We start from the raw sequence: 11,877 nt of genomic DNA, 5'->3' as shown, positions 1-11,877 counted from the left end.
GGTGAGCGAGGAGCGCCTTGACGGTGCGGCGACGGGCACGTGAGCCAGGAGTGGCTGAAGCGCTACTCTGCGCGCTCGGCAGCGGAGCGCTCGATGCAGAACTCGTTGCCCTCAGGATCAGCGACCGTGACCCAGCCGGTACCGTCTGGACGTCTGAAATCGTCGACTTGAGAGGCGCCCAGGGCAAGCACGCGCTCCACCTCCTCGTCGCGGCTCGCGTCCAGCGGCTGCACATCGAAGTGGATGCGGTTCTTGACGCTCTTGGGCTCGGGGACGCGAATGAACAGCAGGCCGGCAGAGCCGTCCGGGGCGAGGATGAGCGCCTGATCATGCGTGGGCAGATTGGGATCGTTCGGAGCTTCCTGATATCCGGTGACCGCGCTCCAGAAGAGGGACAAGCGGTACGGGTCGGCGCAGTCGATCGTGATGTGCCTGATGCGGACGGTCATTGCGTCAAGGTATATGTGACAGCGGTGTTGCCGCCGAAGGGAGCCGAAGGTTGCTGACAGCTGGCCCGGCGTGGACGGCCTCGGCCGACAGCCCGCAGACGCCCGCGCCGCTGCTGAGCGGCGCCGAGGAAGTGCTCGTGCTGACCAGTTCGGCGGATCTCGACTTCGCCGAGGCCTGCCTGCGGCAGGCGCGAGCGGCCGGCGCCCGGACCACCGTGCTGTTCGACGCGCGCGCGGGGGCCACGGTGGGTGACGGAGTGGCGGCGGTACGCGAGGTGCTGCCCGTCCCCGTGGTGTGCCGCTCCGGGGGCACATTCCGTGCGCGGATCATCATCGCGGCGTCACCGAGCGCGGCCACCGTGTCGATCGGCTCCGGCGACGCCACGCCCGGCGGCTGGGGGCGCGATGCGGAGGTGTGGACGCATCTGGTGGCGGACGGCGCGACGGTACCGACGCTGATCACGGATCTCGCGGACTGGCTGCGGCGCCTGCCCGGCCTGCTGTGGATCGAGCCCGTCGGGGTGGAGCGCCTCGAGGCGGTCGCGGCGCTGCTCACCGCCCGGCCGCACGCCGCCGAGGCCGACGAGCCGCTGCTGCTCGCCAACGACCAGGTGCCGATCGTCGAGCAGCTGCCGTTCGCGGCGGGCGCGGACCGGCTCGGCATCGCGACGAACGCGTTCGACCCGGCCGGGCGCGCGTTCGGCGAGATCGCCCGCGCGGTGCGCGCGTTGCAGGTGCGCCTGCTGGTGCCGTCCGGCGTGCGGTGCGACACGGCGGGGCTGACCGCCGCGCTCGACGAGGTCGGCGGCTTCGACGAGACCGGCGAGGTGCTGCTGCAGACGGCGACGGACGGGCGGTACCGCGGCGCCGGGGTTGTCGAGTGGTGGACCGGCGACACCGGCGTGCTCGTCACCGGCGGCCTGGCGTGCACGCCGGAGTCGCTGCTGGTGACGGCGGCCGACCCGGGCGGCAACTGCGAGCTCGCGCTGCTGCTGGAGGTGACCGAGTCGCTGCTGGACGAGCGGGCGGCGCGCGATGTCGCTCTCGGTGATGCGTCACTCGCCGTGCGCACGCCCGAACCGGTCCCGGCCACCGCGGCCCGGATGCTCGCGCTGCGTGTGCACGCCGATCGGGTCGAGGCGAGCCTGGTCGCGGCCGGCTCGACGGCGCCCGACGGGCTCGTGGTCACGGTCGGTGAGACGTCGGTGAAACTGCCGTGGACAGGGGCCGAGGGGCGGCTGCACACGTACGTGGCGGAGGGCGCGCGGCTCGCGGGCCGGTCGGCGCAGGTCCGCGCCGCGGACGGCACGCCGCTCGGGACCGCCGTGGTCAGCGACGTCGCCGTGGCCGTGACCCGCTACACGCACCCGTCGCCGCTGGAGATGCGGGATCTGGCGAACGTGTTCGGTGACGCCGCGGACCTCGAGGCGCTCTTCGCCGCGGTCGCGCAGCTCGCGTCCGGCCGCACCCCGCGCCACGGCGTGCCCGCGGCCGAGCGCCGCGCCGCCGAGGAGGAGCGGCTGCGTGCCATCGTCGGCCCCGCGCTGCTCGACTTCGCGTTCGGACGGGCGGCCGTGGACGCCGCCGACGAGCTCGCGCTTGCCGTGATGGGCATGGACTCCGGGCAGATCGAGCGCCTGCGACAGCAGGTGCTGCGGCTCGGCGGGGCCGCCGCGGGCTGGCCGTTGCCGCCACGGCTGGCCGCGTTCCGCATCGTGCTCGTGCTCGCCGCGGCCGGGCTGTGGCCCGCGCCGCAGGACTGGACGCCGCTCGTGGCGGCCGGCCTGGACTCGCTCATCGCCGCCGACGACGAGGCGTTCGCCGGCGAGCAGGCGGCGCTCGCGACGGTGGGCATCGCAGCGGTACATCACGGTCACCTGCTGTCACCGCTCGGCGGATTCGAGGAGTTGCGCGCGCAGGTGCGGCTCGACTCCGACCCGCCGGCCGAGCTCGTCGCGCGCTACGCCGCCGGGCTGGCGGGCGACGTCCTCGGCACGGAGTTCAGCGCGGAGGGCATCGCCGCCGACGCTGGGGAGCTGCTCGTGCGCTCTGCGTTCGATGACGCGGTCGATGCGATTCCGGAGTCGGTCGGTACCGTTCAGCGCTCCGACGCGGGCGGCGTGCTGGTGGACACGTCGAAGGACCCGCGGCGTACCACGCTGCTCGTGCTCGACCTCCTGCGCGACTTCCCCGACACGCACGTGACTGTCCGTGGCGCTGCCGGCACTGAGACGCACGGCTGGTGGAACGGCCGCCGGCTGGTGCTGCTGCAGCCGTTCGGCGGGCGGTGGCGGGGGTCGCTGTGGCCGGGGCTGATGACGGGTATCGCCACGTACGCGAAGGGCGCGTCGCAGCTGCCGACCGCGGCCCGCACCTGGATCACCGAGGTCGCCGAGATGGGTGAGGAGTAGCCGCGGGCCGGTGCTCTCGCTGGTCGCATGTCGGCGGCTGGATTGGCGAATTACTGGATTACCGATTACCTGCAATCACCCGACGGTAATTCGGGCGTCGGCTCCTGTCCGTGGCGGCCGGGGCTAGTAGCGGCCACGACGGGCGGCTGCGGACACCGGGGCTGCGGCAACGGGTCGGGGCCCGGGGGCTGCGGCAACGGGTCGGGGCCCGGGGGCTGTGGCAACGGGTCAGGGCCGACGAAGGCGCGGTAGCCGCGGGGCAACGGGTGGCAACCGACAGTGGCGCGGTAGCCGCGGGGCAACCGGTGCCAACCGACAGTGGCGCGGTGACTACGGGCAACGCTTGGCGACCGACGGTGGCGGGCGGCGGCCGTCTGCGGCAGATTGCGGTCGTGGCGGAACAGTGGCCGTGACGGACGGCGCCGCCGCGGAACGTCGCATGACAGGTGGCGCCGTCGCGGAACATCAGCCGCCGCGGAACATCAGCCATCGCCGAACGTCAGCCGCCGCGGAACGTTGGCCGTCGCGGAATGTCGGCCGTCGCCGAATGTCAGCCATCGCCGAACGTTGGCCGTCGCGGAATGTCGACCACCGAGGAACGATGGCCACGAGAACCGGCAATCGTTCTTCGGCAGGCGGTGTCGAGAACGTTGCGTACGCCGTCGACCACCCTCGGCCACGGCGAATGCGGACGGTTCGCGGGAGTCGCGGCGTGTTGTGGTTCAGTGGGGATCAGTTCCGCCGGGCTGCCCGGTGTGCGCCCCACTCAGGGACACGGCGCGCTCCGGCCCGCTGTCCTGTATCGCCCACCAGCCACTCCCGGGTACGATTCGGCAGCATGTCAGGGCAGAAGCCCGGTTTTCCGCAGCGCTCGGCGCTCGTGCACGTCGTCGACCGGGAGTACGGCGGCAACCTCGTCCGGGGCCGCTACAAACTGACCCGCTTCCACGCCTTTCCGATCAAGGTGCGCCGGCCGCCCCGTGGCAGCGTCGAGGCCGAGCAGAAGTGCGGGGCATGCGGCGAGAAGCTGCCCCTCACCGTCGCCAGCGTTGGGCGGCGCATGCTGGTCCGGGCGCTCGCGGCGGCCGTCGCGGTCGCGGCGCTCGCCGCGTTCACGGCCACGTTGGTGTATTTCGTCAATGCGCCCGTCCGTGACGAGTCCGTGCCGTCGAGTTTGGAGGGGCCGCCGGGCTGGCTGCTGTTCCTGGGCACGATCGGTGCCCCGCTCGTGCTCGTCGTCGCGTCGTCGTTCTTCGTGACGTACGACGGGGTGCGGATCAAGGGCACGCCCCGCCGCCAGCATGTGGTGACCGCGAAGGCACGGCACGTGAACGCGGCCCGGCAGGCGATGCGCCGCACTCACGGTTAGCCCGCCGGAGGGCCCCGTCGACTGCGGACGCCGAGGAGGTCGACGCACCCGCCCGCCGAACGGGGCCCGACGACCGGAGGCGCCGCCGAGCCGCATAGGGCCGCCGAGCCGCATAAAGCCGCTGAGCAGCATAGGCCCGCCGGCCGTAGGAGGCCGCCGAGCCGCAGAGGCCCGCCGGGCCGTAGAAGGCCGCCGGGCCACATAGGCCCGCCGAGCCGTAGAAGGCCGCCGGGCCGTAGAAGAATGCCCTGCCACCTGGTACGCGGCCGGCCTCACGCGGTGACGCCCAGCCGGTAACCAGCCGCCACCCGTCAGGCCGGACCCGAGGACGAAGTGGGGAAACGGCCGATCAGAAGCCGCGAGCCAACCGGTAGTACGCCGCGTTCCACCGGACCTCCTTGGCGAACTGCCGCGGCGTCGTGTCCCCGTCGATCACCAGCAGCTCCGTGCCGACCATCTCCGCGAGGTCGTGCAGCTCCTCCACCCCGACCGCCTGCGACAGCACGGTGTGGTGCGGGCCGCCCGCCGTCAGCCACGACTCCGCCGACGTCGCCAGGTCGGGAGCCGGCTTCCACACCGCGCGGGCGACCGGCAGCTTCGGCAGCGGCGCCGACGGCGGGACGACCTCGATCTCGTTGGCCACCAGGCGGAACCGTTCGCCCAGGTCGGCGAGGCCGAGCACGACCGCGGGGCCGGCGGCGGCGTCGAAGACCAGGCGGACCGGGTCCTCGCGGCCGCCGATGCCGAGCGGGTGGATCTCGCACGACGGGGTGTCCGCGGCGATCGACGGGCACACCTCGAGCATGTGCGCGCCGAGGATGACCTCGTTGCCGGGCGTGAGGTCGTACGTGTAGTCCTCCATGAACGACGTCCCGCCGCCGGGGGCCATCGCCTTGAGGGTGCGCACGAGCACGGAGGTCTTCCAGTCGCCCTCGCCGCCGAAGCCGTAGCCGTCGGCCATGAGGCGCTGCACGGCCAGGCCCGGCAGCTGCCGCAGGCCGCCGAGGTCCTCGAAGTTCGTCGTGAAGGCCTTGTACCCGCCGGCCTCGAGGAACGCGCGGAGGCCGAGCTCGATGCGGGCGGCGTAGCGCAGCGCGTCCGCGCGGTCGCCGAGCAGGGCGGCGGCGACGCGGTAGGTGTCGGCGTACTCCTTCACGAGCCGGTCCACGTCGGCGTCCAGGGTGGCGTCGACCGCCGCGACGAGCTCGTTGACGCCGTAGGTGTTCACGGAGACGCCGAAGCGCAGCTGGGCCTCGACCTTGTCGCCCTCGGTCACGGCCACGTCGCGCATGTTGTCGCCGAAGCGGACGAGCTTGAGCGAGCGCATCTCGGCGTAGCCGGTCGCGGCGCGAGCCCAGGCCCCGATGCGCTGGGCCACGCGCGGGTCGGACACGTGCCCGGCCACGGTCTTGCGGGCGACGCCGAGGCGGGACTGGATGTACCCGAACTCGCGGTCGCCGTGCGCGGCCTGGTTGAGGTTCATGAAGTCCATGTCGATCTCGGCCCAGGGCAGCGCGACGTTGGCCTGCGTGTGCAGGTGCAGCAGCGGGGTGCGCAGCGCGTCGAGGCCGGCGATCCACATCTTCGCCGGGGAGAACGTGTGCATCCACGCGACGACGCCGACCACGTTCGGGTCGGTGCCGGCCTCCAGGCACACCCGCAGGATGTCGCCGGCCGAGGTCAGCACCGGCTTCCACACCACCCGCGGGCCGATGGCCGGCGACTCGTCGAGGGCCGCGGCGATCTGGCGCGACTGTGACGCCACCTGCTGCAGGGTCTCCGGTCCGTAGAGTCCCTGGCTGCCGGTGAGGAACCAAATCTCGTGCGTCATCGTGCGCCTTTCTGGCCGTATACGTTCTGGTAGCGGTCGTACAGGGAGTCCACGGCCTCCGCGGGCAGCCGGTCGACCTCCCCGAGCTGCCGGGCGAAGTGCATGGTGCGGGCGACGTCCTCGCACATGACGGCCGCCTTGACGGCGGCCTTGGCGGTCTTGCCGATGGTGAACGGCCCGTGCTGGCGCATCAGGACCGCCGGCGAGCGGTGCCCCTGCAGCGTCTCGACGATGCCGCGGCCGATGGCGTCGGAGCCGATGAGCGCGAACGGCCCGACCGGGATGTCGCCGCCGAACTCGTCGCCCATCGCGGTGATGGAGCACGGGATCGGCTCGCCCCGGGCGGCCCAGGCGGTCGCGTAGGGGCTGTGGGTGTGCACCACGCCCCCGACCTCGGGCATGTTGCGGTAGACGTAGGCGTGCGCCTCGGTGTCCGACGACGGCGAGTGCTCGCCGTCGACCAGCTTGCCCTTGAGGTCACACACGACCATGGTGGCCGGGGTCAGCTCGTCGTAGGAGACGCCGGAGGGCTTGATGACGAGCAGGTCCTCCCCCGGCACGCGGGCCGAGACGTTGCCCGCGGTCCACGTGACCAGGCCCCAGCGGGTGAGCTCGGCGTGCAGGGCGCACACCTCCGCCCGCAGCGCGTCGACGGTGCTCACCGGGCGACCTCTTCCCGCAGCGTCCGCAGCCGGTGCAGCACGTCGTTGGTTCCCCTTCCGAAGTAGTCGTGCAGGGCCAGGTACTCGGCGTAGAGCCGGTCGTAGACGTCGGCGGCGGCCTCGTCGGGCACGTACACGTCCCGCTCGACCTTGCCCATCGCCTCGGCCGCGGCCCGGATGTCCGGGTAGACGCCCGCGGCGACGGCGGCGTGCATGGCGGAGCCGAGCGCCGGGCCCTGCTCGGAGCCGATGACGGAGATCGGCCGGCGCAGCACGTCGGAGTACACCTGCATGAGAAAACGGTTCTTGAGCAGCCCGCCGGCGGCGATGAACTCGGTCACCGGGACCCCGGCCGCGTCCAGCGCCATGACGATCGTGCGCGTGCCGAAGGCGGTGGCCTCGACCAGCGCCCGGTAGACGTCCTCGGGCCGGGTGTGCAGCGTCTGGCCGACGATGACCCCGGAGAGGCCGTGGTCGACGAGGACCGAGCGGTTGCCGTTGTGCCAGTCGAGGGCCACGAGCCCGTGCTCGCCGGGGCGCTGGGCGGCGGCGCGGTCGGTGAGCTGCTCGTGGGTGCAGGCGCCACCGAGGAGCGTCTCGACGTACCACCCGAAAATGTCGCCGACGCCGGACTGGCCGGCCTCGTAGCCCCACAGGCCGGGGATGATGCCGTCCCGCACGACGCCGCACATGCCGGGCACGTCGGCGAGCTCCGCGCCGCTCATCACGTGGCAGGTCGAGGTGCCCATGATGGCGACGAGCTGGCCGGGCTCGACGGCCTTGGCGGCCGGCGCCGTCACGTGGGCGTCGACGTTGCCCACGGCGACCGCGATCCCGGCCGGCAGCCCGGTCCAGGCCGCGGCCTGCTCGGTGAGCGAGCCGGCCCGCCCGCCGATCGGGGCGAGCGGACCGTCCACCTTGGACACCCAGTCGCCGAAGCCGGGGTGCAGCGCCTCGAGGAACGCCTTCGACGGGTAGGCGCCGTCCTGCAGGACGCCCTTGTACCCGGCCAGGCCCGCGTTGCGCGTCTCGACCCCGGCGAGCTGCCAGACGATCCAGTCCGTGGCCTCGATGAAGCGCTCGGCGCGCGCGTAGACCTCCGGCGCCTCCTCCAGCGTCTGCAGCGCCTTGGCCAGCTGCCACTCCGAGGAGAGCTTGCCGCCGTACCGGCCGATCCACGGCTCGCCGCGCTCGTGGGCGAGCGCGTTGATGCGGTCGGCCTGGCCCTGCGCCGCGTGGTGCTTCCACAGCTTGGGGTAGGCGTGGCGCTCGGCCGGCAGCAGCTCGCACAGCGGCGTGCCGTCGGCGAGCGTGGGCAGGAAGGTGCACGCGGTGAAGTCGGTCGCGATGCCGACGACGTCGCCGGGGTCGATGCCGGCCGCGGCGACCGCCTGCGGTACGGCGGTGCGCAGCACGTCGACCCAGTCCGACGGCATCTGCAGTGCCCAATGTGGAGGGAGGGGGTCCCCGGTCGCCGGCAGCGTGCGCTCCACGGCGCCGTGCCGGTACTCGTGGACGGCCGTGGCGACCTCGGCCCCGTCGTCCGCCCGGACCACGAGGGCGCGTCCGGACAGGGTGCCGAAGTCGACGCCGACTACGTATTGGGTCATCTGGTTCTCCGCGCGCTCTGTTTCCTGGTCACCGTCCGCTGCAGCACGATGAAGACGAACAGCAGCGCGCCGATGACGATCTTGGTCCACCAGGAGCTGAGGGTGCCCTGGAACGTGATGATGGTCTGGATGAGTCCGAGGACGCCGACGCCGAGCACCGTGCCGAGCACGAAGCCGGAGCCGCCGGTGAGCACCGTGCCGCCGATGACGACCGCCGCGATCGCGTCGAGCTCCATGCCCAGCGCGTTGAGGCCGTAGCCGGACGGGGTGTAGAAGGTGAGCAGCACCCCGCCGAGGGCGGAGCACAGCCCGCTGATGGTGTAGACGCCGATCCGGGTGCGCCCGACGGGCAGGCCCATGAGCAGCGCCGACTGCTGGTTGCCGCCGAGGGCGTAGACGTTGCGCCCGAAGCGGGTGTAGGCCAGCACGTAGGCGGCGACCGCGACGACCAGCGCGGAGACCACGACGCTCCAGCCGATGTGGAACCCGCCGAAGCGCAGCTTGTCCGAGGCGACGGTGTTCCACCACTCGTTCGTGATCGGGATCGAGTCGGTGCTGATCACGTAGCAGGTGCCGCGGGCCAGGAACATGCCGGCCAGGGTCGCGATGAACGGCTGGATGTCGAAGAAGTGGATGATCGCGCCCATGCCGAGGCCGATGGTGCCGCCGACGGCGAGCACGACCAGGATCACGAGGCCGGGGTTGACGCCCTTCTCCAGCAGCGACGCGGCGATCATCGTGGTGAGGGCGACGACCGCGCCGACGGACAGGTCGATCCCGCCGGTGAGGATCACGAACGTCATGCCGACCGCGACCACGAGCAGGAACGCGTTGTCGATGAAGACGTTCAGCACGATCTGGGTGTCGTCGAAGCCCTCGTAGCGCACCACGCCCGCGCCGTACATGACGCACAGCAGGATCGCCGTCGCCATCACCGGTTTGCGCAGCCAGTTGCCCGCGACCCGGCCGATCGAGCGTCCGGGGGTGTCCACAGTGGTCATGCGCGCACCTGCACCTTCTCGTCGGCCCGTGCCGCGACCGGGACCGAACGGCGGCGCCGGGACCCGGCCTTGAACACGGTGCGGAACTTCGGCGACTGCGCCAGGCACAGCACGATGACGACGATCGCCTTGAACAGCAGCGTCACCTCGGGCGGCACGCCGATGGTGTAGATGGTGATGTCGAGGGTCTTGATGATGACGGCGCCGAGGACCGTGCCGGCGATGGAGAACCGGCCGCCGGACAGCGACGTGCCGCCGATGACCACGGCGAGGATGGCGTCGAGCTCGATGAGCAGGCCGGCGTTGTTGCCGTCGGCGCTGGACACGTTGGAGCTGATCATCAGCCCGGCGACGGCGGCGCAGACCGCGGCGAAGACGTAGACGCCGAGGATCAGCCAGCGCGACTTGATGCCCGCCAGCCGGGACGCCTCGGCGTTGCCGCCGACCGCCTCCAGCAGCATGCCGAGCGCGGAGCGGCGCACGAGCACGGCGGCCAGGGCGATGACCGCGGCGGCGATGAGCACGCACAGCGGCAGGGCGAGCCAGTAGCCGGCGCCGATCATCTTGTACGGCCCGCTGTTGACGGTGATGATCTGCCCGTCGGTGATGAGCTGGGCGAGGCCGCGCCCGGCGACCATGAGGATCAGGGTGGCGATGATCGGCTGGATGCCGACGGTCGCGACCAGGAACCCGTTCCACACCCCGAGCACCAGCGCGAGCGCGATCGCGATGCCGACGGCGCCGAGCACTCCCGCGACGCTGCCCTGGTCGCCGAGGTCGCTGATGCGCAGGCACGCGATGGCGCCGGCGATGGCCACGACGGCGCCCACGGACAGGTCGATGCCGCCGGTGGCGATGACGAGGGTCATGCCGAGCGCGACCAGGGCCAGCGGGGCGGAGGAGCGCAGGATGTCGATGAGGCTGCCGTACAGGTGCCCGCCCCGCAGCTCGACGTTGAAGAACGTGTGCGTGTGGATGACGTTCGTGACGAGCAGCACGACGAGCACGGCGAGCGGCCAGATGAAGCGCTTCATGCGGTACCACCCCCTCCTTCGGCGATGGCGGCCATCAGGCGGTCGGTGTCGACGTCGTCGGTGTTGGGCAGCTCCGCCACCACCTTCCGGTCGCGCAGGACCGCGATCTTGTGGCTCAGGCGGAGCACCTCCTCGAGCTCGGCCGAGATGAACAGCACCGCCATGCCCCCGTCGGAGAGCTCGGTGACCAGGCGCTGGATCTCGGTCTTGGCGCCGACGTCGATGCCGCGGGTGGGCTCGTCGAGGATGAGCAGCCGCGGTTCGGTGATGAGCCAGCGGGCCAGCAGCACCTTCTGCTGGTTGCCGCCGCTGAGGTTCCGCACAGGCAGGTCGGGGTTGGCCGGGCGGATGTCGAGGGCCTTGACGTACTTGTCCACGAGCTCGTCCTTGCGCTGCCTGGACAGCGGGCGGGACCAGCCGCGCGCGGCCTGCAGGGCCAGGACGATGTTCTCGCGGACGGACAGCTCCTCGACCAGGCCCTCGGTGCGCCGGTTCTCGGAGCAGAACGCGATGTCGTGCTGCATGGCGGTGCGCGGCCCGTGCATGGCGACCGGCTTGCCGTCGATGGTGAGCGTGCCGCTGTCGGCCCGGTCGGCGCCGAAGAACAGCCGGGCGGCCTCGGTGCGCCCGGAGCCGAGCAGCCCGGCGAGCCCGACGACCTCTCCCTTGTGGATGGTCAGGCTGAAGGGCGCGATGGCCCCGGCCCGGCCCAGGTTCTCGGCCGCGACGACCGGCTCGGCGTTGTCGAGCCGGCGCTTGGGCTGGTCCTCGAGGCGCTCGAGGATGGCCAGATCCTTGCCGATCATGAGGCTGACGAGCTCGATCTGGGGCAGGTCGGCCACGACGTGCTCGCCGACCAGCCGCCCGTTGCGCAGAATCGTCATCCGGTCGCAGATCTCGTAGACCTGGTCGAGGAAGTGCGACACGAACACGATCGCCATGCCCTGGGCCTTGAGCTGGCGCATGACGCGGAACAGCTGGTTGACCTCGCCGGCGTCGAGGCTGGAGGTGGGCTCGTCCAGCACGAGGACCTTGGCCTCGACGTCGATGGCGCGGGCGATGGCGACCATCTGCTGCACCGCGATCGAGTACTCGGACAGCGGCGCCGAGACGTCGATGTCGAGCTCGAGGCGGTGCAGCAGGTCGGCCGCCCGCTTGCGCATCTCGCGCCAGCGGATGTGGCCGAAGGTGCGGGGCTCCCGGCCGATGAAGATGTTCTCGGCGACCGAGAGGTTGGGGCAGAGGTTGACCTCCTGGTAGACCGTGCTGATGCCGGCCTGGGTGGCCTGCAGCGGCCCGGTGAAGCTCACCGGGGTGCCGTCGAGGACGATCTCGCCCGCGTCGTTGCTGTAGACCCCCGTGAGCACCTTGATCAGGGTGGACTTCCCGGCGCCGTTCTCGCCCATGAGGGCGTGGACCTCGCCTGGCAACAGGCGGAAGTCCACGTCCTGCAGGGCCATGACACCCGGGAACTGCTTGGTGATGCCGGTCATGGTCAGCATGGTTCAGT

Annotated in this window: 9 protein-coding genes; 2 read left to right on the top strand and 7 right to left on the bottom strand. The window is 71.9% G+C overall.

Features of this window, described 5'->3' with window-relative positions; all coding sequences use genetic code 11:
* Positions 1-62: 62 nt before the first annotated feature.
* Positions 63-449: a VOC family protein gene (locus ACQP1P_RS23800; RefSeq protein ID WP_433089591.1), complete on the bottom strand. Its 387-nt coding sequence runs from the start codon at positions 447-449 to the stop codon at positions 63-65.
* A 50-nt stretch (positions 450-499) separates the two neighbouring features.
* Between ACQP1P_RS23800 and ACQP1P_RS23795 the strand changes: the two genes are divergently transcribed.
* Positions 500-2,860, top strand: coding sequence for a hypothetical protein (locus ACQP1P_RS23795; RefSeq protein ID WP_433089589.1), 2,361 nt, complete (start codon positions 500-502; stop codon positions 2,858-2,860).
* A gap of 838 nt (positions 2,861-3,698) precedes the next feature.
* Positions 3,699-4,229, top strand: a complete 531-nt coding sequence (locus tag ACQP1P_RS23790) for a hypothetical protein (protein ID WP_433089587.1) — start codon at positions 3,699-3,701, stop codon at positions 4,227-4,229.
* A 349-nt stretch (positions 4,230-4,578) separates the two neighbouring features.
* On the opposite strand, the gene araA is transcribed toward ACQP1P_RS23790, so the two are convergent.
* Genes araA through ACQP1P_RS23760 form a run of 6 tightly spaced genes read right to left on the bottom strand, consistent with a single transcriptional unit; the run spans position 4,579 to position 11,869 of the window.
* Entirely contained in the window at positions 4,579-6,060 is a 1,482-nt protein-coding gene (gene araA / locus ACQP1P_RS23785) for an L-arabinose isomerase (RefSeq protein WP_433089585.1), read from the bottom strand.
* Positions 6,057-6,722 carry an L-ribulose-5-phosphate 4-epimerase gene (locus ACQP1P_RS23780; protein ID WP_433089583.1) on the bottom strand — a complete coding sequence of 222 codons (666 nt, stop codon included), beginning with the start codon at positions 6,720-6,722 and terminating at the stop codon, positions 6,057-6,059. The genes araA and ACQP1P_RS23780 overlap by 4 nt, the downstream gene beginning before the upstream one ends.
* Positions 6,719-8,332: a ribulokinase gene (locus tag ACQP1P_RS23775; RefSeq protein ID WP_433089581.1), complete on the bottom strand. Its 1,614-nt coding sequence runs from the start codon at positions 8,330-8,332 to the stop codon at positions 6,719-6,721. The genes ACQP1P_RS23780 and ACQP1P_RS23775 overlap by 4 nt, the downstream gene beginning before the upstream one ends.
* The gene (yjfF, locus tag ACQP1P_RS23770; RefSeq protein ID WP_433089579.1) at positions 8,329-9,333 is read right to left on the bottom strand and encodes a galactofuranose ABC transporter, permease protein YjfF; all 1,005 of its coding nucleotides are present in this window, start codon (positions 9,331-9,333) and stop codon (positions 8,329-8,331) included. Before yjfF ends, ACQP1P_RS23775 begins: the two co-directional genes overlap by 4 nt.
* Positions 9,330-10,367 carry an ABC transporter permease gene (locus ACQP1P_RS23765; RefSeq protein ID WP_433089577.1) on the bottom strand — a complete coding sequence of 346 codons (1,038 nt, stop codon included), beginning with the start codon at positions 10,365-10,367 and terminating at the stop codon, positions 9,330-9,332. Before ACQP1P_RS23765 ends, yjfF begins: the two co-directional genes overlap by 4 nt.
* Positions 10,364-11,869 carry a sugar ABC transporter ATP-binding protein gene (locus tag ACQP1P_RS23760; protein ID WP_433089575.1) on the bottom strand — a complete coding sequence of 502 codons (1,506 nt, stop codon included), beginning with the start codon at positions 11,867-11,869 and terminating at the stop codon, positions 10,364-10,366. The genes ACQP1P_RS23765 and ACQP1P_RS23760 overlap by 4 nt, the downstream gene beginning before the upstream one ends.
* Positions 11,870-11,877: the final 8 nt, after the last annotated feature.

The organism is Dactylosporangium sp. CA-052675, from assembly GCF_050947935.1.
Taxonomy (GTDB): Bacteria; Actinomycetota; Actinomycetes; order Mycobacteriales; family Micromonosporaceae; genus Dactylosporangium.
The sequence above is the reverse complement of the archived record's forward strand: the minus strand, read 5'-3'. Positions and strand labels throughout refer to the sequence as shown.

Excerpts from the sequence above, each read along its gene's own strand:
- ACQP1P_RS23800 (WP_433089591.1), bottom strand. The coding sequence starts at position 449 with ATGACCGTCCGCATCAGGCACATCACGATCGACTGCGCCGACCCGTAC.
- ACQP1P_RS23790 (WP_433089587.1), top strand. The coding sequence starts at position 3,699 with ATGTCAGGGCAGAAGCCCGGTTTTCCGCAGCGCTCGGCGCTCGTGCAC.
- araA (WP_433089585.1), bottom strand. The coding sequence starts at position 6,060 with ATGACGCACGAGATTTGGTTCCTCACCGGCAGCCAGGGACTCTACGGA.
- ACQP1P_RS23775 (WP_433089581.1), bottom strand. The coding sequence starts at position 8,332 with ATGACCCAATACGTAGTCGGCGTCGACTTCGGCACCCTGTCCGGACGC.
- yjfF (WP_433089579.1), bottom strand. The coding sequence starts at position 9,333 with ATGACCACTGTGGACACCCCCGGACGCTCGATCGGCCGGGTCGCGGGC.
- ACQP1P_RS23765 (WP_433089577.1), bottom strand. The coding sequence starts at position 10,367 with ATGAAGCGCTTCATCTGGCCGCTCGCCGTGCTCGTCGTGCTGCTCGTC.
- ACQP1P_RS23760 (WP_433089575.1), bottom strand. The coding sequence starts at position 11,869 with ATGCTGACCATGACCGGCATCACCAAGCAGTTCCCGGGTGTCATGGCC.